The organism is Mesorhizobium sp. M2D.F.Ca.ET.226.01.1.1 (assembly GCF_004022705.2).
Lineage (GTDB): Bacteria > Pseudomonadota > Alphaproteobacteria > Rhizobiales > Rhizobiaceae > Mesorhizobium.
Genome location: NZ_RZOY02000008.1, coordinates 148,216 through 174,333 on the forward strand (window position 1 = coordinate 148,216; position 26,118 = coordinate 174,333).

Here is a 26,118-nt window from a genome sequence, read left to right on the forward strand (position 1 = left end):
GCACGGCCGGCGAAACCGACCGGGCGCGGCGCGCAACGGACCAAAGCGGCAGGTGGCTCTCCTTGCAAAGGCCCGTTGCGCGCCACTTGACGACGATCAGATTCTGATCCCGAACCGGATACCGTCATAGATGGCGGCGTGGATGTTGCGCGAGGCGACCGCGTCGCCGATGCGGAATACGACGAACCCGCCTTCCGCGTTGCGCGACGGGAAAATGTCACCGCCATTCACCAGCCGCTCATAGTCGACCGCGCCGCCATTTTTCGACAAAGGCTTCAGCGACAGATAAAGGTCGTCGAGGGGTGCCGTGCCATGCTCGACCACCACCTGGTCGACGCGCCGTTCGCCGCGCCAGCCGTCGGCGAAGTCCGAGGCGAGTTCGGCGATGAGCTGGTTGCCTTCGCGCCGCACCGAACGCAGCCTCGTGTTGATGGTGACGGTGACGCCCTTTTCGTGGAATGCGCGCATATAGGGCACGTGGTTCATGCCGCCCATCTCCGGCGCGAAGAAGCGCTCCGGCGAGACCAGCTCCAGCTTCGAGCCGCTGTTGGCGATGAGTTCGGCAGCCCCCATGCCCTGATGGCCGCCATTGTCGTCGTAGAGAAGCACGTTGTCGGCCGGCTTGACGCTGCCGGCCATGATGTCCCAACTCGAGGTGACGAGATTGTCGCCCGCCGTCAGTGGCGGGTTCTGCGGCACGCCACCGGTCGCGACGATCACCACGTCCGGGGACAATGCCAGCACGTCATCCTTCTCGGCCCAAGTGTCATAGCGGATCTCGACGCCAAGGCGCTCAAGCTCGGCGAGGCGCCAGTCGATAATGCCGATCAGTTCCTTGCGGCGCGGGTTCTGGGTTGCCAGCCGCACTTGGCCACCAGCCTGGCTGGAGGCTTCCAGCACCGTGACTTGATGACCGCGCTCCGCCGCGACGCGCGCGGCTTCAAGGCCGCCCGCGCCGGCGCCAACCACCACGACTTTCTTCCTCGGCCCCTCGCTCTTTACGATGATGTGCGGGATCGTGGCCTCACGACCGGTCGCCGCATTGTGGACGCACAGCGCCTCGCCGCCTTCATAGATGCGGTCGAGGCAATAGGTGGCGCCGACGCAAGGCCTGATCTCGTGCTCGCGGCCTTCCATCACTTTTCGGATGATGTGCGGATCGGCGATATGGGCGCGCGTCATGCCGACCATGTCGAGCTTGCCGGTGGCAATCGCATGGCGCGCCGTGGCGACATCGGAGATGCGCGCCGCGTGGAAGGTTGGGAATTTCGTCGCCGCCCTCACCTCGCCGGCGAAATCGAGATGCGGTGAGGACCGCATGCCGGTCACCGGGATGACCTTGGTCAGCGAGGCATCGGTTTCGATCGTGCCGCGGATGATGTTGAGAAAATCAACCTTGCCGGAGTTGGCCAGACGCCTGGCGATCTCGATGCCTTCCTCCTTCGACAAGCCGTTTTCGAAATCCTCGTCGGCCACCATGCGGGCGCCGACGATGAATTTTTCACCGACCGCGGCGCGCACCGCATCCAGCACCATGTTGGTGAAGCGCAGCCGGTTGTCGAGCGAGCCGCCGAACTCGTCGTCGCGGTGGTTGGTCAAGGGCGACCAGAAGCCATCCATCAGATGCCCGTAGGATTCGAACTCGATGCCGTCGAGGCCGGCCGCCTGGCAGCGCTGGGCGGCGGAAGCATAGTCGGCGACAATGCGCTCGATGTCCCAGTCCTCGATGGTCTTCGGGAAGGCGCGGTGCGCCGGCTCGCGCACCGGCGAAGCCGAAAGCACGGGCAGCCAGTCGGCCTTGCTCCAGCCGGTGCGGCGGCCAAGATGGGTGATCTGGATCATCACCTTGCAGTCATGCTCGTGGCAGGCATCCGCCAGCTCGGCGAGCCACGGCACGATCCTGTCGTCATAGACATGGAGGTTGCCGAAGGCGGCCGGGCTGTCGCGCGAGACGATCGCCGAACCCGCCGTCATGGTGAGCGCCATGCCGCCCTTGGCCTTTTCGGCATGGTAGAGCCGGTAGCGCTCCTTCGGCATGCCGTCCTCGGAATAGGCCGGCTCATGGCTGGTCGACATCACCCGGTTCTTCAGCGTCAGATGCTTGAGCTGGTAGGGTTGCAGAAGCGGGTCGTTGCTGGTCATCGTCTTCCTGTCGTTTCAAATTGCACGGGAGCGTCGTGCCGCTCCCGCTTCCATTTCACGCATCGGATTCGTCCGAAAACCGCTGCGCACTTTTCGGTCCGATGCTGCTTCCATTTCTCGCATCGGATTCGTCCGAAAACCGCTGCGCACTTTTCGGTCCGATGCTGCTTCCATTTCTCGCATCGGATTCGTCCGAAAACCGCTGCGCACTTTTCGGTCCGATGCTATTGAGCGGCCCGAACCCGCCGCGTCTGAAAGATTGCGGCGCAATTTCGCTTTTGTTTTGCCTGCCGCTCGGACTTTTTGGGTGGCAGCAAGGAGCCGCCCATGACCGACGCCAAAAACCTCACCCAACTCGGCAAGCACGTCGAGACGCCACAGAGCCCCGAACAGGCGGTCCTGGAGGCCGTGCCATTCCAGCGCGGCGACGGGCCGCCGGCGATCGTGCGCTTCACCTGCCCGGAATTCACCTCGCTCTGTCCCGTCACCGGCCAGCCCGACTTCGCCCATATCGTCATCGACTACGCACCCGACCAGACGCTGGTGGAATCGAAGTCGCTGAAGCTGTTCATGACCTCGTTCCGCAACCATGGCGCCTTCCATGAGGAGTGCACGGTGATGATCGGCCGCCGCATCGTCGAGGTGACCAAGCCGCTCTGGCTGCGCGTCGGCGGCTACTGGTTCCCGCGCGGCGGCATCCCGATCGACGTCTTCTGGCAGACCGGCGCGCCGCCCAAGGACGTATGGCTGCCCGATACGGGCGTTGCGCCCTATCGCGGAAGAGGCTGAGCGCTCAGACATGGCCGACCTGGCAGAGATTCGTTGACAGGAACGGCAGAACCGCATCGCGATAACGCGGCGTATCGTAGCGCAGCAGGTCGACATGGCCAGCGCCTTCGAACCAGACGAGCTGCGATGCGGGCGCGGCGTCATGCAAGGCCGCTACCTGCCCGCGATCGATGAAGGGATCGGCACCGCCAGCCAGCAGGATCAGCGGTTTGCCGATCTTGCCGATACGGTCGACAGGCCTGACGTCGTCGGCGCCGAAGCCGAGGCGCACGGACATCTGTGCCAGCAGGATATCGGCCTGCAAGCTGCGCAAGGCATGGAACGGCATGCGCCAGGCCGTCGTCTCGCGCAAGGTCGCGTAGAGCTGCTCGAGCACATAGGCGTCGGCCAGTGCTTGCGGCGTCGCAAAGATAAACGACGCGGCACCCAGCGACGAACCGAGCGCGCCGATTTTCTGGCCGGGAAAACGCTGCCTTGCATAGGTTAGGATCCGGGCGGCATCCTGCCCTTCGCTGTAGCCAAAGCCCTGGACGGTGCCGCCGCTCTCGCCATGACCCGACATGTCGAAGAGGAGCACGGAATAGCCGGCGTCGAACAGCATTTTCGCCCTTTGCACATTCGCCAGCCGGTTAGCGCCGCGCCCATGCAGCAGGACGATCGCGCCGCAGCTACCCTTGTGCTCGGCCACCCAGCCGACAAGCTCGGGCGTGCCGGGCTGATCGAGTGCGATCCGCTCGACGGGCAAATCGCCGGGCGCCGTCAAGGTCTGACGAGGCTCCCGGGCAATCAGCATCGTGCCGGCGCGCCAAGTGCCGATGCCCCCAACGATGCACATCGCGGCCAGCGCCAGGGCGAGCAAAGCGCGAAACTTCATTGGCAATGACCCAGAAGCGCCTTCATCGGCAGCTCACTCGCACTGGTACTGGCTGAGCGCCCATTCGCCGGTCACCGACAGAAGGTCGGATATCTTCCAGCCGCCACCGACCTTCTTCAGCTTCCATTCCAGCCGGTGCTGGTGACCCTCGACGGCGAAGGCGACGACCACCTTGGCCTCCTCGCCATTGACGGCCTCGATGGTGCGCAGACTCCGGTCGATGGCGAGCTTGTCATAGTCGGCATTGTCGAGCGCCATGTTGGGATCGAGGCATTCACCCTGCCCCGAAGCGCGCAGCGCGTCGCTCTTGTCGAGCACGGTTTTGGCCGGATCGACGAAGTTCTTGCGCTGAGACGGATCGAGTTCCAGCCCGAGATGATCGTAGAACGGCTTCACCACCGCCGTCGGCGATCCCGGCAAAACAGGCGCGACGGGCGCCGGTTCCGCCGGCTGCGGTTCCGTGACTGCCGGCGGCGGGGTGTCGACCGCAGGCGGCGACTTGTCGCCGGACGAGGCTTTTGGCGGCGGCGCGCCGAACAACCCCTGCGCGCAAGCGCCGCCGTTCAGTCCCCCGGACAGCATCGACAAGCCCGACAGCGCGAGGACGAGACGGCGAAGCACGGCGTCACTCCGTCGAGGAGCCACATTCCAGCGCGCTGAGCGTCCAGCTGCTGGTCTTGGAGGCGATGTCGGCGATCTTCCACTTGCCGTCCACTTTCTTCAGCGACCACACCATTTCGCGTTTGGAGTCATCGCCTTCCGGGAAAAGATTGAAGTTTGCCGTCACCTCGGCGGTGTCGCCCTTGACGGTCTCGGTGAGCTTCAGCGTCTTCGACAGGGTCTTCTGATCGAAATCCTGCGCATCGAGGCCGGGATCGAAGTCGAGGCAGGACACTTCGTCAGGCTTCTCCTTCTGGGCCTTGTCGTTGGCTTCGAACAGCTTGGTGACCGGCTCGGTGAAACGGTCGCGGTATTTGGCGTCTCCCTCGAACTTCACCGAAGGCACGTAGAAGAATTTCACGGCGTTGGAGGCCGGCCCGGCGAGCACGGCGCCGGGCAAGGCAATCGAGAAGACAGCGGCAAGCACTATCGGCTTCATGCAGGATCTCCGGGGTTCGGCGGCGTGGCGGCACGCTTGCCACCACGCATCCTGCATATCGCCTTTTTTGCGGCTCATGAAGTCCAGCCGCGCTCAGGCATCCAGCCAGACGTTCTGGAAGTCCATTTCGTAGGTCTGGTGCATGGAATAGTTCTTCACCTTCTTGTTCATGTGGCAGTAGAGCTTCTGCCAGAACGGCTGGATAATGACGCCGGAGTCCTGCAGGATCGTCTCGACGTCCTTCATCACCTCCTTGCGCTTGGCGACATCGATCTGCGACAGCGCCTCCTTGAGCTTGGCGTCGAAATCCGGATTGGAATAGGCCGTCTCGTTCCAGGCCTCGCCCGAGCGGTAACCCAGCGCCAGCACCTGCACGCCGAGCGGGCGCATGTACCAGATCGTCATCGAATAAGGATATTTCGTCCAATCATTCCAGAAGGTCGAGCCCGGCAGCACGGTGCGCTTCACCTTGATGCCGGCATCGCGCAACTGGCCGGCGATGGCGTCGCCGGTGTTCTTCTGCCATTCGTCCTCGACGGTGATCAACTCATGCTCGAAGTCGGCCTGGCCTGCCTCGGCCATCAGCTTCTTGGCCCCGGCGGCGTCGCGCTCCTTCTTGGGCAGCGGGTAGTATTCAGGATGGATCGGGGCGACATGGTGGTTCTCACCGACCGTGCCGCGCCCATTGTAACCGAGCTGCATGACCTGATTGTTGTCGACCGCCATCTGCAGCGCGTTGCGCACCCGCTTGTCGTCATAGGGCTTGTGGGTGATGTTGGTGCGGGCAACGAGAGTCGTCGCCGTCGCAACCTCCGATTTTACCAGATTCATCTTGTCCAACGGGTCGATGTAGTCGGCCGGCGTTTCGAAATCGAGGTCGATCTCGCCGGAATCGAAGGCATTGAGCGTGGCGTTGAAGTCGGTGCCGTAGTCGATGAACTCCACGCTGTCGAGGAGCGCCTCACCGCCCCACCATTTGCCGTTCTCGCGGCGCTTGACGACCGCCTTCGATCCAACCGCGTAGGACACGAGCTCGAACGCTCCGGTGCCGATCGGCTTCTTGATCGGATCGGCGCCGTCCTTGTCGAAGTCGCGGTGCACGACCAGCGCCGGATAATCGGTGAGGCCAGGGATGATGGCGATATCGGCTTCGTTGAGCTTCAGCTTGACCGTGTGATCGTCGACCTTGGTGATCGCGCCATCTTTCGGCTTGCCGGTCTTGGCATCGATCAGCGCGCCGACGCGGGCGGCCATGGAATTGCCGGAAGCCCCCTTCTCGCACCAGCGGTTCAAATTGGCGACCACGTCATCGGCGTTGAAGGCATCGCCATTGTTCCAGGTGACGCCCTTGCGCAGATGCAGCGTGTATTCGGTAGCGTCGTCATTGACGTCCCAGCTTTCGAGCAGGACCGGCTCGAAGGTGAACTGGTGGGTGTAGCGCACCAGCGGCTCCAGCCAACAGCGGGTGACGTTCGCCATCTCCGTCCAGTCATAGGTGCGCGGATCCTTCTGCGCCTTGACCGACATGGCGACATGCAGCGTGCCGCCCTTCTTCGGCTCGTCGGCCAGCGCCTTGGTCGGCGCGGCGAGGCCCAGCATGCCATAGGCGAAAGCCGTCGATGCGCCGAAAGCGCTGGCCAGCGCCAGGAATTCGCGCCGGTCGACACGGCCGGCGCGCGCCTCCTCGGCCATCGCTTCGATCGCGGCCGGGACCCGGTCGCCGTTGCTTCTGAAAATTGTCATTGTCGTTCTCCCATTTTTATCGAGTCTTCGCCCGTATTTGGTTCAGGCTGCCTCTATCAACTAACGCTGTCAGGCAGCTTTTCCTCACGCCGCGAGATCAAATCGGCGAGACCCTCGGCGATGCTCTCATCGAGCTTCGGCTCCTGGTAGTCGGCCAGCATGCTGCGCGCCTTTTCGCGGCCACGCGTGTCATGGTCCTTCGCGCCTTCGGCGCTCCATTGCTCGAAGGAATTGAAGTCCATGATATTGGGCATGAAGAAGGCGCTCTCGAAATGCTCGAGCGTGTGCTGTGTGCCGAGGAAATGCCCTTGCGGACCGACCTCCCGGATCGCCGCCATCGCCTCCTTGAAATCGTCGAAGGGCACGCCGCCGGCATATTTATACCAGCCGACGAGCTGCTCGCAGTCGGTGGCGAATTTCGAATAGCCACAGGTCAGCCCCGCTTCCAGCCAGCCGGCGGAATGCCAGATGTAATTGGCGCCGGAAAGGATCGCGGCATGCATAAGCATGTTCGCCTCATAGCCGGCCTGGGCGTCGTTGAGCTTGGAGCCGACATGGAAGCCGGAGGTGCGCCAGGGCAGCTTGTACTTCCTGGCCAGCGCGCCCATCAGATACATCATCTGCGCGGCTTCCGGCGTGCCTCCCATCGGCGCGCCGGTCTTCATGTCGACGGTGACCATGAACTGACCGTAGAGCTGCGGCGAGCCGGGACGGATGAGCTGGGTCAGCGCCACGCCGGCCAGCGCCTCGGCATTGACCTGCGCCACCGCGCCGACCGCGGAAGCCGAGGTCGAGGCGCCGCAAAGCGCGAAGGGCGCCAGGATCAGCGGCTGGTTGTGACTGGCATAGACCCGCATGGCGTCGATCATGGTGGCGTCCCACACCAGCGGCGAATTGCAGTTGGTGATCGCCACCAGCACGGGATTGTCGCGCACGAAGTCCTCGCCGAAGACGATTGCAGCCATCGCCATCGTGTCCTCGGCGCGTTCCTTGGACGTGACAATGCCCATGAACGGCTTGTCGGAATGCTTCAGCGCCGAATGGATGATGTGCAGATGCCGCTTCGGCACCGCGATCTCCATCGGCTCGCAGATGACCGAGCTCGAGGAATGCAGCGCCGGCGCCATATAGGCCATCTTGTGGAAATTGTTGAGGTCTGCGAGCGTGCCGTAGCGGCGCTGGTTGTCGAGGTCGCGAATATAGGGCGCGCCATACATCGGCACGAAGATCGAGTTCTTGCCACCGACGCGCACGGTGCGCTCGGGATTGCGCGCATGAAGCGTGAACTCCGGCGGAACCTTCGAGACCAGTTCCATCAAGAGCGCCCGGTCGATGCGGACGCGCGTTTGCCTGACATCGGCGCCGGCGGCCTTCCAGAGCTCGATCGCCCCGTCGTCGCGGAATTCGCAACCCACCTCCTCGAGGATCTTGAGCGATTCCTCGTGGATGAGTTCCACCGCCTCGTCGGGCACGATCTCATAGGCGGGGATCTTGCGCACGAGGGTCGGGAAGGACGCTATCGGCGCGCTTCTCAGCGCCTTGCGGCCAAGCCGGCCGCCGCCGCGGCGGTGGGTCTGTTCGGTCAATTCAACGGCCGGTGCGTTCATGGGGTCTCCTTCTTCCCGCCCAACCAAGTTAGCGAGACGAAATATGGATGTGATGCTGGAAAATCCTGATCTCTTGTATAAGCTCACCTTATGCGAAGCCTGCGCCACCTCCTGCCCTCCGCCGGCAGCCTGATCGTCTTCGAAGCCGCGGGGCGGCTGTCGAGCTTCACCGCCGCCGGACGCGAGCTCGGCATGACCCAGGCGGCCGTCTCCTATGCGGTGCGCGGCCTGGAGGAGCAGCTCGGCGCCAAGCTCTTCCAGCGGCGCCATCGCCAGGTGGTTTTGACGGAGGCGGGCGAGCGTTTCCATGCCGACGTCTCGCTCGGCCTGTCGCATATCCGCAAGTCGGCGGAGGACCTTCGCCTGCAGGCGACCGGCGGGCATGTGACGCTTGCGGCCTCGACCGCCTTCGGCTCGTTCTGGATGATGCCGCGCCTGCAGCAATTCCGCGACGAACTGCCAGGCGTCGACCTGCGCATCCAGACCGCCGACCGCGACCTCGACATCATCGCCGAGGGCATCCCACTCGGCGTGCGCGGCGGCGTGCCGCGCGACTGGCCGGACTATCACTCGCTGTCACTGTCCGACGAAGAAATCTTCCCGGTCGCCGGCCCCAGCTATCTCGCCAAAATCGGCAAGCCGAGGACGGTCGAGGAACTGGCCACGCACCGGCTGATCCATCTCGAGGAGCCCTATCGTGAGGCGCCGACCTGGGACGAATGGTTCGCATCGGCCGGCACCAGCCTGCGCAATGCCGAGCGCGGCTTGCGCATCAACGATTATGCGCTGGTAATCCAGGCGGTGATGGAGGGACAGGGCATCTCGCTCGGCTGGCGGCATCTGGTCGAGCGCCTGGTGGCCTCAGGGCTGCTGGTGCCGGTCACCGATCATGTCATGCGGACCGGTATCGGCTTCCACGTCATCTGGCCGAAGAACCGCGAGCTCAGCGACAATGCGCGAAGGGTCAGGGATTGGCTGGTGGCGCAGGCGTGAACTTGCCCCTCCCCCACGCCGTTCGAATCCGCCTATAATCGCCGCATGCCCATCCGCCAGCTTTCCGAAACGATGATCAACCAGATCGCCGCCGGCGAGGTTATCGAGCGTCCGGCGAGCGTGGTGAAGGAGCTGGTCGAGAATGCGCTCGATGCCGGTGCGTCGCGCGTCGAGATCGTCACCGCCGGCGGCGGGCTCAACCTCATTCGCGTCACCGACGACGGTTCGGGCATTCCCGAGCGGGAACTGGCGCTGGCGATCGCGCGGCATTGCACCTCGAAGCTGTCCGACGACATCCACGACATCCGCTCGCTCGGTTTTCGCGGCGAGGCGTTGCCCTCGATCGGGTCCGTCGCGCGGCTGTCGATCCGCTCGCGCACGGCAAGCGGCGACAGCGCGGCCGAGATCGGCATCGACGGTGGCCGCGTCTCGCCGGTGAAGCCCGCGGCGGCCAATCGCGGCACCACGGTCGAGGTGCGCGACCTCTTCTTCGCCACGCCGGCCAGGCTCAAATTCATGAAGGGCGAGCGGGCCGAAAGCTCGGCCACCAGCGACGTGGTGAGACGGATCGCGATCGCCTTTCCCGCTGTCCGTTTCACGCTTGCCGGCGCCGACCGCTCGACACTGGAATTGCCGGCAACCAGCGACACGCCAGAGGGTCGGCTCGCCCGCGTCGCGCAGGTGATGGGCAAGGATTTCCCCGACAATGCGATTGCCATCGACGCCATGCGCGAGGGCGTGCATCTGGCCGGCCACGTCTCGATCCCGTCCTACACCCGTGCCAACGCGCTGCAGCAATATGCCTATGTCAACGGACGGCCGGTTCGCGACAAGCTGATCGCCGGCGCGATCCGCGGCGCCTTCGCCGATGTGCTGCCGCGCGACCGGCATCCGGTGACGGTGCTCTTCCTGTCGCTCGATCCTTCGACCGTCGACGTCAACGTGCATCCGGCCAAGGCCGATGTGCGCTTCCGCGATCCGGGCCTGGTGCGCGGGCTCATTGTCGGCGCCATCCGCGAAGCGCTGGCCGGCGCCGGCATCCGCGCGGCGACCACGGGCGCCGCCGGCATGATGGCGGCGTTCCGGCAGAGCGCTGCGCCCTATTCGCATCCCGGCCCGACCTCCGGACACCGCAGCTACGAAGCCGCCTATCATGCTTCCGGTTCCAGCGGCTTCGATCCGTTGCGCTCAGCTCAGCGGCCGCTCGACATGGGCTATGGCGAGGCGAAGCATCAGCGCAATGGCTTTGCGGAGAACGACCAGGCGGCCTTCGACACCGGGCCTTTGGCCAGTGCCGACGGCCGCCCGGGCATCGCCGAGCCGGCCGAAGCGCTGCTCGGCATGGTGCTGGGCGCAGCGCGCGCGCAGGTGCATGAGAACTATATCGTCGCCCAGACCAGGGATTCGCTCGTCATCGTCGACCAGCATGCCGCGCATGAGCGGCTGGTCTATGAGGCGCTGAAGAACGCGCTGCATTCGCGCGCCGTCCCGTCGCAGATGCTGCTTTTGCCCGAGATCGTCGACTTGCCCGAAGAGGACGCCGAGCGGCTTGCCATGCATTCCGACACGCTCGCCAAATTCGGCCTCGGCCTCGAACGCTTCGGCCCCGGCGCGGTGGCGGTGCGCGAGACGCCGTCGATGCTGGGCGAAACCAATGTTCAGCAGCTGGTGCGCGACCTCGCCGACGAGATCGCCGACAACGACACGGTCGAGACGCTGAGGGAGCGGCTGGACAAGATCGCCGCCACCATGGCCTGCCACGGCTCAGTGCGCTCCGGCCGGCTGCTCAAGGCCGAGGAGATGAACGCGCTGCTGCGCCAGATGGAGGCGACGCCCGGCTCCGGCACCTGCAACCATGGCCGCCCGACCTATATCGAGCTCAAGCTCGCCGATATCGAGCGGCTGTTTGGACGAAGGTGAGCGCTAAGCCCCCTCACCCAGCCTCCGCTTCGCTCGGCTGACCTCTCCGCGATGGTGAGAGCAGTTTTTCGGCGACCGCGCCAGCCTCTTCTCCCCGACGGGGAGAAGGTGGCCGCGAAGCGGCCGGATGAGGGGGCAAGAAAAGAGCCGCTCGAAGCGGCCCTTTTCTTGAGTTAAGGACTACCCAGCCCCTGATCTACCGCTTCAAATTCACCACGATCACGCCGCCCAGCGCCAGGGCCCCGCCGAGGATGCCGAGCAGCGACGGCACTTCGCCCAGCCAGAAGAAGCCGATCAGCGCGGAGGTCGGCGAGACCAAGTAGAGGAAGTTCGAGGCGCGGGCGGCGGGCAAGCGCGACAAAGCGGTCGCCCAGGCGGCATAGGCGATCAACGAGGGCACGATGCCGAGATAGATGACGGCGCCCAGGCCGGCATTGTCGGCGACGGCGGCCTGCCGAAATGCCTCGGGCAGGAAGGGCGACAGGCAGAGCGCGCCGAGCACCATGTTGGAGGCGGAGATCGTCAGCGGATGATGGCGGGCAAAAAGCGGCTTCTGCACGATGGTGTTGACGGCTGAACAGAGAGCGGAGCCCAGCACCAGCAGCGCGCCAGTGTTGAAATGCAGGCCGTGTCCGTCGGCGACGGCGATGATGCCGATGCCGGTGAACGAGATGACGGTGCCCAGCCAGGCGATGCTGGAAAAGCGCTCCCCAAGCAGTGCCATGGCCATGATTGCCGTGAAGATCGGGCTGACATTGATGATGAAGCCGGCCGCGCCCGCCGAGACGGTCAGTTCGCCGAAATTGAGCATGGCGGTGTAGAGCGCGACGAAGATCGCGCCGCCAAAGGCGAAGCGCCACAGCTCGTCTAGCCTCGGCAGCGCCGGGCGCTTCACCGCCAGGAAGATGGCGGCTGGGACCGCCGCGATGGCAAAGCGCAGCGCGCCGAGCTCCAGCGGCTGGAAGGCGGCAAGGCCGGCGCGGATCGCCGGGAAGGCCGAGGCCCAGCCGAGCACCGTCAGCGCCACCGCGATGGCCGCCGTGCCGTCCACGCGCTGTGTCTCATTCAACGTGCCGGTGTAAGCGCTCATTGTCGTAGCCTCGTCTTTCTGTGTCATGGAGGCAGAAAACGCTATGGGAGGCCAATTGACAAACGACCAATTCGAGAGTCAGCTGTGAGCATGGATCACAGCTCTGACCAGATACTGCCGCTCGAAACCCTGCGCGCCTTCGACGCGGCGGCGCGCACGGGAAGTTTTTCCGCGGCGGCCGAAAAACTCAACCTCACCCATGGCGCGGTGAGCCGGCAGATCGCCAAGCTGGAAGGCTGGCTGGGCTTGAAAGTGTTCGAGCGTAATGCCCGCGGCGTGACGCTGACGATCGAGGGCAACCGCCTGCACTTGAGGACCGCTGAGGCCTTCGCGCTGATCTCATTCAACTCCGACCGCTGGGTCGAGCCGCGCGGCACCGCCGTGGTGCGGCTGGCCTCGATCCCCTCGGTCAGCGGGCTGTGGCTGATGCCGCGCATGGCTGCGTTGGAGAACCATCCGACCAGGCTGCGCATCGTGCTCGATGTCGACAACCGCCAGGCCGATCTTGCCGACGAAGGCATCGACCTGTCGGTGCGCTGCGGGCGCGGACGCATTCCAGGCCGCGTCTCGGTGCAGCTTTTCGAGGAGCATATTTTCCCGATCGCCTCGCCGGAGCTCGCCAAGGAGATCGGAGGCGGCGACCCTGCCCGGCTGCTGAAATTCCCGCTCATCAACGATTCCGACGCTTCGGCCTGGCGCGCCTGGTTTGCCGCGCAAGACGTCGATTACCGCCCGCGCCCGCAGGACCGGCGCTTCGAGGATTATAATCTGGTGCTGGACGCGGCGGCGCATGGGTTGGGCATCGCGCTGGCGCGGCCGCCGCTGACCGCGGACCAGCTCCGGTCCGGCCGTATCGTTGCCGTCGATGAGCGCGTCGTGCTCAATCCGGTGTCTTATTGGATGGACCGCCCGGTCGGCCGGCCGCGTGCCGCGGCCGCTGACCTTGCCAGACGCATTGCCGAGCAGGCCGGGCTTGCCCCGGAAAAGCTCGAAGCCTTCCTGCAGGACGACGACTAAAAGCGAGGTCCCGCTTTCGGGAGACAGCTTTAAGCTGGATCAGCGAAGCAGCAGAACCATGATCGTGGCGGTCACGGCCGAGACGATGGCGGTGACGACCGATATCGTCCACAGCGACACCGGCGCGGACTCGGAGCGCGGCGCATGACCGGCAGGGCGGCCGCCGGCGCCACGGGGTCGCGGCACGTTGGCGTTGGCCGCGACCAGCGCAGGCGAAGAGAGCGCTCCGGCCGCAACCGACGGCGGCGGCATGACAGGCGCGGCCGCGCTGCCCGTGGCGAGCGGTTGAGCCGTGGCATTGGCGCGTGGACCATTCTCGGCACCGGCGAGCGGCCGACCCTGCGGCGTCCTTGCCGGGGTATCCCCGGCGTCGCTATCCGGTTCCATCATCGCCCGGTAGGCGTCCTCGACCGGGTTGAAGGATGAACGCTGCGAGGGCCGTGCAGGCGGCACCTGCAAGGGGCTGGTCAGCGCCTGGGCCGCGAACTGCGCCGCCTGCGCGCTCGGCGGCGCCGGTGGCTGGACAAGCGTCTTGATCAAAGCCGTCGTCGCCGGATCGGCCTTGGGCAACGGCACCGGCTGCGGCGTGAGCGCTTCGCCGATCAGCGTGTTCAAGCGGGTCGAGGTAATGTCCATGCCGGCTTCCGAAAACCATTTTGCGATCAGCCATAGTGCACGAGCATTGCGTCAAGCTTGACGTTGCTTGCGATTTGTGGCGATTGAAACCCGATGAACTCAAGTACCCTTTCATGATGAACCGTTTCGAAGGCCCGGGCGGCAGGGAAGCCCGGATCCGCTATCTCGACGGCGACTTCCAGGTCACCAGTCCCGGCTCTTTCGTGCGTTGCGCGGTGACGGGCGAGAACATCCCCCTCGACGAGCTCAAATATTGGAGCGTCGCCCGGCAGGAGCCCTATGTGAACGCGGCGGTCTCGCTCGCCCGCGAGATCGAGATGCATCCGGAATTGCGCAAGCGGGGATAGTCGTGCGCGCCCGCGGCGCCGTTGCGGCTAGCATTAATTTGCGCAGGATACCGCGTTGAAAACTTTCAAGAATTCTATCAAGGCCCTCATCCGACTGCCGCTCGTCTTTCGTGCGAGATTGCGCGATCGGTCGGTGTCGAAGAGCCCCCGATTCAAACTGGCGGCCTGCGCGATTTTTCGTGAGGAAGCACCTTTCCTGGCCGAATGGATCACCTTCCACCGCAATGTCGGATTTGAGCACTTCTATCTCTACAACAACTTCTCGACCGACGACTTCAAAACGGTGCTGGAGCCGTTCATCCGGGAAGGGCTCGTCACGCTGATCGACTGGCCGCGGCCGCAGGGGCAATTGTCGGCCTATCAAGACTGTATCTGCAGGCGCTGGCACGAAGCACTGTGGATCGCGCTGATCGACATCGACGAATTCCTCTTCGCACCGGACGGGCGTGACGTTCCCTCAGTGCTCGAGGCCTACCGCGACCTGCCCGGCGTCTGCGTCTGGCATGCGTATTATGGCTCTTCCGGCCATGTCGAGCGGCCACAGGGGCCGGTGATTGAAGCCTACACGATGCGAGCCGGACCTGACGTCACGACCGCCAAGACAATCGTCAACCCGCGCATGGTCTACAAGGTGGGTGTTCATCTTTGCAAATTCTGGTCAGGCGAAGGGAAGGATACCCATCGACGGACCATCGTGCCCGATATGGCTCCCCAATTCGATGTCTTGAGGATCAATCATTACTGGTCACGATCGCTGGCCGACCTCGACCGGAAATATCGGCGCGGCGACGCGGCGTTCGCCGTCCAGAATGACAGGGATTGGTATTTCGCTTTCGAAAGCAAGCTCAATGTCGAGCGTGACAAGACGATCCTGGAGGCGGTGCGGCGGGCCGAGGCAGTGCGGCGCCCCGCTCAGCCTCGCATCTTGCGCTGACGCCAGGCGTCGAGCGTCTCGTCGATGATGCGCCCGGGCACGTGATCGAGCTCGAACACCGCCTCGATGTCGAGCACGTCCAGGTGATCGAGGAAGCCGGCGGGCGTCTGGCCGTGGCGCAGCCGCGCGGCGTCCTTTGCCGTGGTGACGAGGCGCAGCCCCTCCTGCCGGGCGAGCGTCAGAAGATCGGCAAGCTCGTCCTGAGCGTAAAAATGATGGTCCGGAAAGGCGCGCGACAGCGCGACCTCGCCGCCCGCACCGCGCACTGTGTCGAAGAATTTCTCCGGATGGCCGATGCCGGCGAAGGCAAGGAAGCGGCCGCCGGCAAAGCGCGAGGGATCAGCCGGCTCGACATGCGCCAGGAAGATCGGCCGGCCAGCGCGCGCCGCCTGGCGCACGACGCCGTCCGCTGCGGCCCCCTCGCCCATCTTCAGCAAGCCGCTGGTGAAGACCAGCTGATCGACGATTTTGGCACGCAGCGGTCCGCCCGGGATGACGCGGCCGTTGCCGACGCCGAAGCGGGCATCGACCACGACCAGCGCGTAGTCGATATGGACGCGCGCCGACTGGAAACCGTCATCCATGATCAGGAAATCGCAGCCATGTTGCTCAATGAGCAGCTTCGCGCCGGCGGCGCGGTTCGGCGTCACCGCGACCGGCGCATGTTCGGCCAGAAGCAGCGGCTCGTCACCGACATGCTTGGCGGCGTCGTGAGATGCATCGACGACATGCGGCTGGGCAAACGAGCCGCCATGGCCGCGCGACAGGAAGCCGGGCGTGAGCTGCATGCGCCTGGCCTCTTTGGCGAGCGCAACGGCGACCGGCGTCTTGCCGCTGCCGCCGACGGTAAGATTGCCGACACAAAGCACGGGCGCCGCGACCTTCTCCCGCGGAGCATGGCGCATGCGGCGGCCGGCGACCAGGCCGTAAACCGCCGAGGCCGGCGACAGCGCGAAGACGCGCCAGTCCGGCTTTTCCCACCAGAAGGGCGGCGCTTCGCTGGTCATCGCGACTGTCCCGTGCGGCTTGGCTTCGCGCATGAGCTTTCCCAAAAACCGGCTCCGATTTTTGGCGTCATTCGCTTCATCCCTTTGTTTACGCAATTCCGGACGGAAAACCGTTAAGCGCTTTTCCTGGAATTTGCTTTAGCGCCCGTTCGCGCCTTTCAGACGCGCCTTGACAACCAGCGGCTGGATATAGGGCTCCAGCGATTTTAGTGTGCGGGCAAGCGCGCCGCGCATCTCGTCGACCGTGGCCGCGCCCGCCGCGATCATTTCGTGGCGCGCCGCCTCGTTGGTCAAAAGGAAATTGACGGCGCCGGCCAGCATGTCGCGGTCGCGCACCAGCTTGGCGCCGCCGCTGTCGAGCAGACGCTGATAGGCCTCGCGGAAATTCTGCACGTTGCGGCCGGCAAGCACCGCGGTTTCGAGCATCGCAGGCTCGAGCGGGTTCTGGCCACCTTGCGACGTCAGCGAGCGGCCGACGAAGGCGATCTCAGTAAGCCTCAGGTAAAGGCCCATCTCACCGATCGTATCGCCCAGCAGAATATCGGTGTCGGACGAAATGCGGTCGCCCTTGCTGCGCCTTGCGACCGTCAGTCCCATGCCGGAAATCTGCGCGGCAAGCGCATCGGCGCGATCGGGATGGCGCGGCACGATGATGGTCAGGAGCCCCGGATGGCGCCTGTGCAGGCTGGCATGGACCTCGGCGGCCACGACCTCCTCGCCGTCATGGGTCGAGATCGCCGCCCAGGTCGGGCGGGCGCCGATCTGGCGCTGCAGAGTGGCCAAGGCCCGCTCGTCGACCGGCGGCGGATTGGTGTCGACCTTGAGATTGCCGGAAACGGTGACCGGCCGGGCGCCGAGCGCGCGGAACCGCTCGCCGTCGACATCCGACTGTGCGATGACATGTGCGAGGTTCTCGAACAGCGCCTCGGCAACGCTGGCGCGCTTCTTCCAGGACATGAAGGAGCGATCGGACAACCTGCCATTGACCAGAACCTGCGGCACGTTGCGGGCGCCAAGCTCCAGGATGGTCATCGGCCAGATTTCCGATTCGGCGATGATCGCCAGTTCGGGCCGCCAGTGATCGAGGAAGCGGCTCACCGCCGGTTTCAGGTCGAGCGGCACATACTGGTGGATGATGCGGTTGCCGAGGCGCTCGTCGGCCACCTTGGCCGAGGTCACGGTGCCGGTGGTCAGGACGACATTGACGCCATAGCCGAGGATGCTCTCGACCAGCGGCACCACCGCGATCGTCTCGCCGACGCTCGCGGCATGGATCCAGATCACCGGCCCTTCCGGCCGGGGACGGCCGGCGACGCCGTAACGCTCGCGGCGGCGGGCGCGATCCTCCTTGCCGCGCGAGGCGCGCCAGGCGACATAGGGACCGACGAGCGGATAGGCGACCGCCCCCGCATAGCGATAGGCGGTCAGCGCCGCACGCGCCCAGCGCTCGCTCATTTGGTGCCGTCCACAAGGCGATAGGCCTCGGCTATGGCGGCATTGAGGGAGGCTGTGACCTCCTGGCGCTTGCGCTCCATCTCGTCATCGTCGGCATCGGCCGGCACGAAGACCGGCGCGCCGACGATCACCGCGGAGCGGCCGAAAGGCAGATTGACGGTGGTCTTGTCCCAGCTCTTTTCCAGCACCTTGCGGCGGCTGGTGGCGATGGCCGAGGGCAGGATCGGCCGGCCCGAAAGCCTTGCCAGAAGCACGATGCCCATGCCGGCATCGCGCGGCGTGCCGTGCGGAATGTCGGCGATCATGGCGACGTTCTTGCCGGCGACGAGGGCTTTCTTGAGCGCGATCAAGGCCTTGGCGCCGCCTTTGTCGAGGTGCCTCGAACTGTCGCGGCCGCCGGAGCCGCGCACCGCCTCGATGCCGAATTTCTCGATCATCAGCGCCTGCAGCTCGGCGTCGGCGCTGCGCGAAACCATGGCGACCAGCGGCCGGCCCTTGGGGTAATAGGCGGGGGTCAGAATATGCTGGCCGTGCCACAGCGCGATGATGCCGGGCTCGAGATGCGCGTAGGCGCCGCCGGCAACCTGGGTCGAGCCTTCGACAAGCGGGCTGGTGAGGCGAATCAGGCGTATGAACCAGGCGAACAGGCTGGCGATGAAATTCTTGACGAAATTCGACTGCGCCAAAGGCTCGCGGATGCGCCGCCACAGCGTGCGCGTTCCGCCGCTTCGGGCGGAGCGCCGCCCGGTCGCCCCTTTCACCGCTTCATGCTCCATCGACGTCAACCGCCGACCTTCGATTCTGGATCGAGCAAACGGTGCAGATGCACAACGAAATAACGCATATGGGCATTGTCGACACTGGCCTGCGCCTTGGCCTTCCAGGCGCCAAGCGCGGATTGATAGTCGGGATAGATGCCGACAATGTCGAGGGAGTCGAGATCACGGAACTCGGTTCCACCCAGCTTTTTCAGCTCGCCGCCGAACACCAGGTGCAAAAGCTGCTTCTTTCCGTCTTCCACGGTCATGCCGATCCTTTTCGCGCATTCATGAATTGTGACAGGTCTAGACCAAAGCGGGCGGTTTTGGAACCGCCGACCGCCTCACCCTTGGTCAAGTCCGGCAATGACGCCGGTGAGCACGCCGAGCAGGTCGCCGCTGCCGGCGGCGAGTGCGCCGTGATTGATCACCTCGCCGGCATAGCGCGGCGGCTTGCCGTGGCGGTCGAGCAAGGCCCCGCCAGCTTCGGTGAGGATGAGATCGGCGGCGGCGATGTCCCAGTCATGCGCGCTCGGCTTGACGAAGGTCGCGTCGAGCTTGCCGGCGGCAATCATCGCCAGCCGGTAGGCGAGCGACGGAATGTAGGCCGTGCGCCGCAGCCGGTCGTGCCAGACTTCCGGCATCAAGTCGACCAGCGGCTTGGGTCCGCCGATATCGACGTCCTGCCCGAGCGGGCGCACATGGATGCGCCTGTCATTGAGATAGGCGCCCTCGCCCGGCAGCGCCCAATAGGTCTCGTGCTTGGCCGGGCATTCGAGCACGCCGGCGAGCGAGCGGCCGTCCTCGACGACGGCGACACTGACGCACCAGGAATGCAGGCCATCGAGAAAGCCACGCGTGCCATCGATCGGGTCGACGACGAAGGTGCGGCGGGCCGACAGCCGGGCATGATCGTCGGCGGTCTCTTCCGACAGCCAGCCATAATCCGGGCGCGCTTTGAGCAAGGTCTCGCGCAGATAGGCGTCCGCCGCATGGTCGGCCTCGCTCACCGGCGAGGTGCCGCCCTTCATCCACACCTGCGGGTTGTTGCCGAAATAGCGCATGGCGATGAGACCGGCCTCGCGGGCCGCCTCGCGCAGCAGAGCGAGATCTTCCGCGGCCGCGCTCGATGTCAGTTGGTCAAGCACCGGCAAGGGTCATTCCTTCGATCAGGAGCGTCGGCGCGGCCGTGCCGAAATTGCGGTCGAGATCGCTCGCCGGCACCATGTTGAGGAACATCGTCTTCAGGTTGGAAGCAATCGTCACCTCAGCCACCGGATAGGCCAGCGCGCCGTTCTCGATCCAGTAGCCGGAGGCGCCGCGGCTGTATTCGCCGGTCACCATGTCGACGCCCTGGCCGAACACTTCGGTGACATAGAAGCCGCTTTTCAGCGACGCTATCAGCTCTTCCGGCGAACGCTCGCCGGGCTCGATGGCAAGATTGGTCGAGGACGGCGAGACGGACGAGCCGCTGCGCGAGCCGCGCCCATTGGTCACAAGGCCGAGCTCCCGCGCGGCCGAGGTCGACAGGAACCAGTGATTGAGCACGCCCTTCTCGACCATCAGGAGCTTGTCGCCCTCGACGCCTTCGCCATCGAAGGGCCGCGAGGCCTGGCCGCGCCGCCGCAAAGGCTCGTCAGTGACGGTGATCGCGGCCGACGCTACTTGCTTGCCCATCATGTCGCGCAGGAAGCTGGTCTTGCGCGCGACCGACGCGCCGTTGATGGCGCCGGCGAGATGGCCGGCAATGCCGCGGGCAACGCGCGGATCGAACACGACGTCGACCGGCCCGGTCGCGGCCTTGCGGGCGCCGAGGCGTCGCACGGCGCGTTCGCCGGCCTTGCGGCCGATGTCTTCCGGTGCGTCGAGATCGGCGAAATGCTGGCGCGAGGAGAATTCATAGTCGCGCTCCATTCCCGTGCCCTCGCCGGCAATGACGCTGGTCGAGCGCGAGAAGCGCGAGGCGACATACTGGCCGACAAAGCCGTGCGAGGTGGCAAGAACCAGGCCGCCCAAGCCGGCGCCGGCGCTGCTGCCCGAGGAATTGGTGACGCCCTTGACAGCCAATGCCGCCGCTTCGGCGGCAAGGGCGGCCTCTTTCAGTTGGTCGGCCGAAACCTCGGTCGGGTCGAAGAGATCGAGATCGCGCAAATTGCGGGCAAGCAGCGCCGGATCGGCGAGGCCCTGGAACGGATCTTCGGGCGAGACCCTGGCCATGGCGACGGCGCGCTCGGCAAGCGCGTTTGGATCGGAAGCGGCGGTGGCCGAGACGCTCGCCACGCGCTGGCCGACGAAGACGCGCAGCGAAACGTCCTCGCTTTCCGAGGATTCGGTGCCTTCGACCTTGCCCAGCCGCACCGACACGCCGGTGGAGCGGCCGCGCACCGCCACGGCGTCGGCCGCGTCGGCGCCGGCGCGCCTGGCGGCCTCGACGAGGGCCGCGACGCGATCAGTCAATTTCGCTGCGTCGAGCTTATCGGTCATGCGGTTGGTCCTGTTTGTTCAAGCAGTCCGTCAGGGCGAACCCGGCCGGCTGTGGATGCTGACGCACCATCATGGATGCTTCGCACCATCTATTGTTCCACTGACGCTTGTGCAATGGCGGTTGCGGCAATCTCAAGGCAATCGCCGAGCTTCGCGCGGGATGCTTTGCCGCAGCGGCACTTGGGGGACGTCAGTCGGCCACCGGCGCCCAGATGACGTCGTCGATCCTTGCGGCGCCCGTCGCCAGCATGACCAGCCGGTCGAAGCCCAACGCCGAGCCGCTTGCCTGCGGCATGATGGCCAAGGCCGCGAGGAAATCCTCGTCCAGCGGGTAGCGCTCGCCATAGACGCGCTCCTTCTCGTCCATCTCGGCGGCAAAGCGGCGCCGCTGTTCGGCCGCATCGGTGAGCTCGCCGAAGGCGTTGGCAAGCTCAACGCCGCAGCAATAGAGCTCGAAGCGCTCGGCGACGCGCGGGTCCTCGGCGCTCGGGCGGGCGAGCGCCGCCTCCGAAATGGGATAACCGTAAAGGATGGTAGCGCGCCCCTGCCCCAGCACGGGTTCGATCTTTTCGACCATCACACGGCTGAACAGGTCGGCCCAATTGTCGTCGGGCGCGGTGCGCAGGCCGGCCCGGACCAGCGCTCCGTGAAGCGCGTCGCGGTCGGTGCTGCCGTCGACTGAAACGGTCGCGAGCAGGTCGATGCCGGCATGGCGGGCAAAGGCTTCGGCCACGCTGAGCCGCTCCGGCTCCGCGAACGGATCGGCCTCGCGGCCGCGAAACCGGAAGCTTTTGGCGCCGGCCTTTTCCGCCGCGAGCGCGAGGAATTCGGCGCAGTCGGCCATAAGCGTCTCGTAGGTCTCGCCGACACGATACCATTCGAGCATGGTGAACTCGGGATGATGCAGCGGCCCGCGCTCGCGGTTGCGCCAGACCGGGCCAAGGCTGAAGATGCGCTCCTCGCCGGCGGCAAGCAGCTTCTTGCAGGCGAATTCCGGCGAGGTGTGGAGATAGAGCGGCCGGCGCGATGCGTCGGGCCCGATCGCCTCGGTGGCGAAGGCGGCGAGATGCGCCTCATTGCCCGGCGAAACCTGCATCGCCGAGGTCGTCACCTCGACGAAATCGCGTGTCGAAAACCAGCCGCGCAGCGCCGCGGCGATGGCATTGCGCGCCATCAGGCGTGGCCGGCGGTCGGCATGGATATCAGGCGTCCACCAGGGCGAAGCGGCGGTCATGGGCAGGAAAATCGCGCGGAAGGCTGGCGGTTCGGCGCAAGATGCGCTAGGGCGCACGCGATGGCCGCCGTCGCCGCTTCGCGGAAATCGACGTTCGCAGGCCGAAAAACTCGAACGGGATCGAATATCGTGGTCAAGGTCATCGCCAGCTCCTTACGCAAAGGCAACGTCGTCGATAAGGACGGCAAGCTCTATGTCATCCTCTTTGCCGAAAACATTCACCCTGGCAAGGGCACGCCGGTGACCCAGCTCGACATGCGCCGCATCGGCGACGGGGTGAAGGTGTCGGAACGCTACCGCACGACCGAAATGGTCGAGCGTGCCTATGTCGAGGAGCGCGAGCACACCTTCCTCTATTCCGACGGCGAAGGCTTTCACTTCATGAATCCGGAAAGCTACGACCAGGTGGTGGCTTCGGAAGGCGTGGTCGGCGACTTCGCGCCCTATCTGCAGGAAGGCATGGCCGTGCAGCTCGCCCAGTTCAACGGCGTGCCGATCTCGCTGACGCTGCCGCAGCGCGCCACCTTCGAAGTGGTCGAGACCGAGCCGGTCACCAAGGGCCAGACGGCGTCTTCCTCCTACAAGCCGGCCGTGCTCTCCAACGGCGTGCGCACCGCCGTGCCGCCGCACATCTCCGCCGGCACGCGCATCGTGGTGATGACTGCCGACGGGTCGTATGTCGAGCGTGCGAAGGACTGAGATTTCACGGCAGGCTGGTTGCCACGGCTCGCCTGCGACCGGGCGGGCCGAACATCAGCATGGCTGACCCGCCGGATCGTAGATCGAGGCGTAGGCAAATCCGATTTCGACGGCAGCTTTGCGCCTGATCTCGGTCGTAGAGTTCAATTTTGGGACTGCCCGAAACCAGACATCTCCGGCGACCAGGTCGGAGCTCGCGGTAGCGCCAGCTCCTGACGTTTATGCAAGACAATAGCGAAGGTCGCGATGCGTCCCATTGCTGACTATCGCTGACCTTGGGGTCGGATCATGCTTCTAGGCACTGTGCCGTTACAATCCAGCTCGCCGAATCCGGGCGCACGACACCGTCTGCGTCGACATGCGGCCGCAAGGGTCGAATCCGACGTTCGCTTGTCCCCTAGTTAGGATTTGCTGGGCCAGGCCCTTCGCCCGCTTGACCAGCGCTTCGCGCCATATCCATTTATTGGCACAACTGGTTGCGTGCCGAGCCGCTCCCTCAGACGCGGGACTAGAATTCCGCAGACTGTCACCCAGATCGCAACGGGGCCTGCCAAAAACTATGGTATGATCCATGGTACAATAGATTTGCCGTCGGCTGACGGTTGATCTGTGTGTCCCATTCGATCCGGTTTGGATTTGGCAGATACAGGAGAGGTCTCATGGTCAAGACTAATCCGCTTGAAACTGTCGAAGTCGATCGTCGTCTTCTTCTAAAGACAACCGCAACGGGGATTGCCGTTGCCGGTACGGCCAGCTGGCTTCCCACAAATTCGGCATTTGCGGCGAAGCGGGATGACATCCAGCCCTTCAAAGTCGAAATCCCGGAGGAGCAACTTGTCGATCTTCGCGGGCGCCTCACCGCGGCACACTGGCCCAACAAGGAGCTCGTCGAGGATCGGTCGCAGGGCGTGCAGTTGGCGACACTGCGGGAGCTCGCCCGCTACTGGACGACCGAGTACGACTGGCGCGCGTGCGAGGCGCGACTGAACGCACTGCCACAGTTCACGACCGAGATCGACGGGGTGGATATCCACTTCTTCCACGTCAGGTCCCGGCATGAGAACGCGTTACCGCTGATCATGACACACGGCTGGCCCGGCTCGGTCATCGAGCTTCTCGAGACCGTCGGTCCCCTGACCGACCCGACCTCATATGGTGGCGCCCCCGAGGACGCATTCCACCTAGTGCTGCCGTCCTTGCCTGGCTACGGCTTCTCCGGCGAGCCGACCGAGCTTGGCTGGAACTCCGGCCGCATTGCGCGCGCGTGGGCGGAGCTGATGGATCGCCTCGGCTACACGCGCTACGTGGCCCAGGGGGGCGACGTTGGCGCCTCTGTCACGGACGCGATGGGCCGCCAAGCGCCCGATGGTTTGCTCGGCATTCACCTCAACTTGCTCTCCGGGGTGATCGGTATCAAGGACAAACTGCCGGCGGTGTCCGCGCAGGAACGCGCGGCGCACGACAAGCTCAACATGTTCGCGGCTGATGGCTACGGCTATTTCCTGGAGCAGTCCACTCGGCCGCAGACGATCGGTTATTCCCTGCTGGATTCACCTGTCGGGCTGGCAGCCTGGATGCTCGACCACGACACCGACAGCTACTACAAGATCTCCCGCGCGTTCGTCGACCGCAAGCCAGTGGGCAATCTCACGCGCAACAACATCGTCGATAACATCACCCTGTACTGGCTGACCGGCACCGGCGCCTCGGCTGCCCGCTGGTACTGGGAATTGGGCCGGGTCCTGGCCGCAGCCCGTGAGACAGGTAAGGCTCCTCCCGCGGTCTCGGTACCGGTCGGCTTCACGACGTTCCCCGGAGAGATCTGGGCTGCCCCGCGTAGCTGGGTCGAGACGGTCTACCCCAACCTGGCCTACTTCAATGCGGTCGACAGAGGCGGCCACTTCGCTGCCTGGGAGGAGCCTGAGCTCTTCTCTACCGAACTCCGAGCCGCCTTCAGATCACTTCGGCCCGCACGCTGAGCGATCAAGAGCGACGTATCCGGTAACAGCGTTGGGTCATTAGCTTGATTTGGGCGAGCGCGAACGAGCTTCCGCTTAGGGTCAGTTCGCGACTTCGGATCCACCGGATTGAATGTCTGTATTCGTGCGCGTTCTTGCCATAACCGGTCTGACCGCTACCGCCCCAATTCGGCGATTCGAAATGGCGGCAAAAGTCCAGTCTGGCCGGCGACAGCTCTTTCCGCCTTCGATCAACACTCGTCGCTTAATTAGCCACAATGTCAGCATGGATCGTCCGTCGGAAGAACATCGGCTTCTAGCTGGCAGCTTTGCGCCGCATGCCGCCCGCAGAGATTGGGTTAGCGGCTGCCTGAAAGCAGACGTCGCTACACCGAAGTGGAACCTACCCGGTCTCTGCACTCCTGCTTGTATCATTCGCCGCCGCCCGCTTTGGCTTCCGGCATGACTTGCAGCAACGGCTGCGGCGATACTGCGATCTCTCCCGTGAAGGGGCGATCGTGGGCGAGAATCAAGAGAACGGACGCCGCCACGCCGGTCGCAAAACTTCCAAGAGCGATCGCCGACGCCATTCGATTTTCACTATGAACGACCGCAATCGCGAGAAGAGCACAGAAGGCTTGCAAGACCAGGCAGGCCCACTTCGTGGGATTAACTTGCGCGGAGCTGACGAGAATCCGTTGGCGACGCGCCTCCAAGGCGTCTTCAAGCCATCTCGTCATCTCGCGCTGCGCGATCTCCTGGCCGGGATTGCTTGGCGTCAAGGCGAGCGTCGTCCGCAGCGCCTCGTTAAGCGCCGGCGGGATTATGGTGAGGGTCGCCGCGCCCTCGGCCATCAGCGGCCATTCCTGACTCGTCGTTTCCTCGATATAGCTGCGCACCAGCGTCCGTAAGCGGGCCTCGGCCTCCCCGGGAAAACTGCTCGCCAGAACCACGACCGACCGCAACGCACTGGCCTCGCGATTGACTGCCGCGCTGGCGTGATCGTTGTCGCTCCAGACCTGAGCTGCGGTGAACGCCACAAATAAGCCGAAGATGATACCGAGCGGCGGCAACATGCCAGGCGAGAGCGCCTTGAATGACCGCGCCGTGGAGCCCGCGGAAAGAGCGGCGATGCCTTGGTGCAGGATGAACGCGACGATATAGGTGGCCCCGAACACGACGAGAGCCATCCAAGCCAGTGGAAGAGTATGCAACCAGCCACTCATAGTACCGCGCGTTATCCTGAGAATTCGTCGGCAGGCGTTTGTATGGCCGTAGTTCCACTCGTGGCAATGCCGCTGTGTCCCATCTTATGAACAACCTCCATACAAT

25 protein-coding genes are annotated in these 26,118 nt (G+C 64.8%); 9 read left to right on the plus strand and 16 right to left on the minus strand.

All coding sequences use genetic code 11. From position 1 onward, the window contains the following. Positions 1–96: 96 nt before the first annotated feature. Entirely contained in the window at positions 97–2,142 is a 2,046-nt protein-coding gene (locus EN869_RS19675) for an NADH:flavin oxidoreductase (protein ID WP_127227423.1), read from the minus strand. Here EN869_RS19675 and EN869_RS19680 point away from each other — a divergent pair. Next, positions 2,132–2,473, plus strand: coding sequence for a hypothetical protein (locus EN869_RS19680; protein ID WP_127850869.1), 342 nt, complete (start codon positions 2,132–2,134; stop codon positions 2,471–2,473). The two genes, EN869_RS19675 and EN869_RS19680, sit on opposite strands and share 11 nt — an antisense overlap. After that, positions 2,470–2,931 (plus strand): preQ(1) synthase, encoded by a 462-nt coding sequence (gene queF, locus EN869_RS19685; protein ID WP_127227421.1) that lies wholly within the window; start codon positions 2,470–2,472, stop codon positions 2,929–2,931. The genes EN869_RS19680 and queF overlap by 4 nt, the downstream gene beginning before the upstream one ends. Positions 2,932–2,935: 4 nt before the next feature. On the opposite strand, the gene EN869_RS19690 is transcribed toward queF, so the two are convergent. The 5 genes from EN869_RS19690 to EN869_RS19710 form a co-directional block, all read right to left on the minus strand. Then, on the minus strand, positions 2,936–3,805 hold the full coding sequence (locus EN869_RS19690; protein WP_127227420.1) for an alpha/beta fold hydrolase: 870 nt from the start codon (positions 3,803–3,805) through the stop codon (positions 2,936–2,938). Between the two features lie 33 nt (positions 3,806–3,838). Further along, the gene (locus EN869_RS19695) at positions 3,839–4,426 is read right to left on the minus strand and encodes a hypothetical protein (RefSeq protein WP_127227419.1); all 588 of its coding nucleotides are present in this window, start codon (positions 4,424–4,426) and stop codon (positions 3,839–3,841) included. 4 nt (positions 4,427–4,430) lie between these two features. Next, positions 4,431–4,904, minus strand: coding sequence for a DUF3828 domain-containing protein (locus EN869_RS19700; protein ID WP_127227418.1), 474 nt, complete (start codon positions 4,902–4,904; stop codon positions 4,431–4,433). Positions 4,905–4,997: 93 nt separating this feature from the next. After that, a complete protein-coding gene (locus EN869_RS19705; RefSeq protein ID WP_127227417.1) occupies positions 4,998–6,647 on the minus strand; it encodes an ABC transporter substrate-binding protein in 1,650 nt (549 codons plus the stop codon). 56 nt (positions 6,648–6,703) lie between these two features. Further along, positions 6,704–8,254 carry a trimethylamine methyltransferase family protein gene (locus EN869_RS19710; RefSeq protein ID WP_127227416.1) on the minus strand — a complete coding sequence of 517 codons (1,551 nt, stop codon included), beginning with the start codon at positions 8,252–8,254 and terminating at the stop codon, positions 6,704–6,706. A gap of 90 nt (positions 8,255–8,344) precedes the next feature. Between EN869_RS19710 and EN869_RS19715 the strand changes: the two genes are divergently transcribed. Beyond that, positions 8,345–9,247 carry a LysR substrate-binding domain-containing protein gene (locus EN869_RS19715; protein WP_127227415.1) on the plus strand — a complete coding sequence of 301 codons (903 nt, stop codon included), beginning with the start codon at positions 8,345–8,347 and terminating at the stop codon, positions 9,245–9,247. A gap of 45 nt (positions 9,248–9,292) precedes the next feature. Next, positions 9,293–11,167: a DNA mismatch repair endonuclease MutL gene (gene mutL / locus EN869_RS19720; protein WP_127227414.1), complete on the plus strand. Its 1,875-nt coding sequence runs from the start codon at positions 9,293–9,295 to the stop codon at positions 11,165–11,167. Positions 11,168–11,363: 196 nt separating this feature from the next. Here the strand turns inward: mutL and EN869_RS19725 are convergent, their stop codons facing one another. Then, positions 11,364–12,257: an EamA family transporter gene (locus tag EN869_RS19725; RefSeq protein ID WP_127227413.1), complete on the minus strand. Its 894-nt coding sequence runs from the start codon at positions 12,255–12,257 to the stop codon at positions 11,364–11,366. Between the two features lie 90 nt (positions 12,258–12,347). Here EN869_RS19725 and EN869_RS19730 point away from each other — a divergent pair, with 90 nt between their 5' ends. Beyond that, positions 12,348–13,274, plus strand: a complete 927-nt coding sequence (locus EN869_RS19730) for a LysR substrate-binding domain-containing protein (protein ID WP_127227412.1) — start codon at positions 12,348–12,350, stop codon at positions 13,272–13,274. Between the two features lie 39 nt (positions 13,275–13,313). On the opposite strand, the gene EN869_RS19735 is transcribed toward EN869_RS19730, so the two are convergent. Further along, positions 13,314–13,910, minus strand: coding sequence for a hypothetical protein (locus EN869_RS19735; protein WP_127227411.1), 597 nt, complete (start codon positions 13,908–13,910; stop codon positions 13,314–13,316). Positions 13,911–14,023: 113 nt separating this feature from the next. Between EN869_RS19735 and EN869_RS19740 the strand changes: the two genes are divergently transcribed. Beyond that, entirely contained in the window at positions 14,024–14,257 is a 234-nt protein-coding gene (locus tag EN869_RS19740; RefSeq protein WP_040986608.1) for a DUF2093 domain-containing protein, read from the plus strand. Positions 14,258–14,312: 55 nt separating this feature from the next. After that, positions 14,313–15,191, plus strand: a complete 879-nt coding sequence (locus tag EN869_RS19745) for a glycosyltransferase family 92 protein (RefSeq protein ID WP_127227410.1) — start codon at positions 14,313–14,315, stop codon at positions 15,189–15,191. Here the strand turns inward: EN869_RS19745 and lpxK are convergent. The 7 genes from lpxK to epmA form a co-directional block, all read right to left on the minus strand. Beyond that, a complete protein-coding gene (lpxK, locus tag EN869_RS19750; protein WP_127227556.1) occupies positions 15,170–16,198 on the minus strand; it encodes a tetraacyldisaccharide 4'-kinase in 1,029 nt (342 codons plus the stop codon). The two genes, EN869_RS19745 and lpxK, sit on opposite strands and share 22 nt — an antisense overlap. A gap of 138 nt (positions 16,199–16,336) precedes the next feature. Next, the gene (gene waaA / locus EN869_RS19755; protein ID WP_127227409.1) at positions 16,337–17,653 is read right to left on the minus strand and encodes a lipid IV(A) 3-deoxy-D-manno-octulosonic acid transferase; all 1,317 of its coding nucleotides are present in this window, start codon (positions 17,651–17,653) and stop codon (positions 16,337–16,339) included. Continuing rightward, positions 17,650–18,429: a lysophospholipid acyltransferase family protein gene (locus tag EN869_RS19760; RefSeq protein WP_127227408.1), complete on the minus strand. Its 780-nt coding sequence runs from the start codon at positions 18,427–18,429 to the stop codon at positions 17,650–17,652. Before EN869_RS19760 ends, waaA begins: the two co-directional genes overlap by 4 nt. Positions 18,430–18,434: 5 nt before the next feature. After that, entirely contained in the window at positions 18,435–18,680 is a 246-nt protein-coding gene (locus tag EN869_RS19765; protein WP_127227407.1) for a DUF4170 domain-containing protein, read from the minus strand. A gap of 75 nt (positions 18,681–18,755) precedes the next feature. Then, a complete protein-coding gene (locus tag EN869_RS19770) occupies positions 18,756–19,565 on the minus strand; it encodes a 3'(2'),5'-bisphosphate nucleotidase CysQ (protein ID WP_127227406.1) in 810 nt (269 codons plus the stop codon). Next, positions 19,552–20,895, minus strand: a complete 1,344-nt coding sequence (locus EN869_RS19775; RefSeq protein WP_127227405.1) for a TldD/PmbA family protein — start codon at positions 20,893–20,895, stop codon at positions 19,552–19,554. Before EN869_RS19775 ends, EN869_RS19770 begins: the two co-directional genes overlap by 14 nt. Before the next feature lie 190 nt (positions 20,896–21,085). Beyond that, complete coding sequence (gene epmA, locus EN869_RS19780) at positions 21,086–22,129, minus strand: EF-P lysine aminoacylase EpmA (protein WP_127227404.1); 1,044 nt, start codon at positions 22,127–22,129, stop codon at positions 21,086–21,088. A gap of 129 nt (positions 22,130–22,258) precedes the next feature. Here epmA and efp point away from each other — a divergent pair, with 129 nt between their 5' ends. Then, positions 22,259–22,828, plus strand: coding sequence for an elongation factor P (gene efp, locus EN869_RS19785; protein WP_127227403.1), 570 nt, complete (start codon positions 22,259–22,261; stop codon positions 22,826–22,828). A gap of 659 nt (positions 22,829–23,487) precedes the next feature. Beyond that, on the plus strand, positions 23,488–24,807 hold the full coding sequence (locus EN869_RS19790; RefSeq protein ID WP_127227402.1) for an epoxide hydrolase family protein: 1,320 nt from the start codon (positions 23,488–23,490) through the stop codon (positions 24,805–24,807). Positions 24,808–25,217: 410 nt separating this feature from the next. Here EN869_RS19790 and EN869_RS19795 read toward each other — a convergent pair whose 3' ends face one another. Then, positions 25,218–25,964 carry a DUF4239 domain-containing protein gene (locus EN869_RS19795; protein WP_245489444.1) on the minus strand — a complete coding sequence of 249 codons (747 nt, stop codon included), beginning with the start codon at positions 25,962–25,964 and terminating at the stop codon, positions 25,218–25,220. Between the last annotated feature and the right edge of the window lie 154 nt (positions 25,965–26,118).